This is a genomic window from Corynebacterium mendelii, from assembly GCF_017307055.1.
Taxonomy (GTDB): domain Bacteria; phylum Actinomycetota; class Actinomycetes; order Mycobacteriales; family Mycobacteriaceae; genus Corynebacterium; species Corynebacterium mendelii.
The window spans coordinates 116,444-117,212 of the sequence record NZ_JAFLEQ010000014.1; the positions used below are offsets into that span (position 1 = coordinate 116,444).

The window sequence follows — 769 nt, forward strand, 5'->3', positions numbered from 1 at the left end:
AGTGACACCGCCAGCTGCATCCCGGCGGAGGCCAGGGCGCCGATGACAATGACTTTCAGACCCAGTTTGTTGTCTTCGGCCGAGCCGTGTTCGTCGCCGACTTTGAGGACCTCTGCGGCGGCGACACCTTCCGGGTAGGGCAGATCGGAACCGGTGACCAGTGCGCGGCGCAGCGGAATGGAGTACATGACACCGAGCACGCCGCCGATGGCGCACACCGCTGCTGTTTCCCAGTAGCTGAACCCGGTCCAGTAGCCGACCATGACCAGGCCGGGCAGCACAAAGATGATCGCCGACAGGGTACCTGCAGCCGAGGCGATGGTCTGGACGATGTTGTTTTCGACGATGGAGTGGTTGGCGAATTTGCGCAGCACCGCCATCGAGATCACCGCCGCCGGAATCGAGGTGGCGAAGGTGAGGCCGACTTTCAGCCCCAGATAAACGTTTGCCGCGGTGAACACCAGGGTGATGATGCCGCCGATGATGACGCCTCGCAGCGTCAACTCGGCAACCGCATTGGTACCGCCAGTTCGCGGGGAACCGGCGGAGGTTGTAGTGGACATGATTTTTCCCTAAGAACGAATCAAATATTGACAGTGTCCCCCCGATTATGCACCCCACCCGCGGGAATCAAACCTTCAGCCATCCCATTAACCCGACCGGACAAGCGTTGTCACTGGTCAAAGACTTACCGCTAGCTGTTATCCCGGTAAGATTCCTGCCCGGCACCATATCCAACAACAAACATGCGGACATAAAAACGGGGTCC

At 59.4% G+C, this 769-nt stretch carries 1 pseudogene; it reads right to left on the reverse strand.

Annotated features, from left to right (window positions below):
- Positions 1 to 563 (reverse strand): annotated as a pseudogene (locus JZY06_RS12320) (OPT family oligopeptide transporter); the annotation flags it as partial.
- Between the last annotated feature and the right edge of the window lie 206 nt (positions 564 to 769).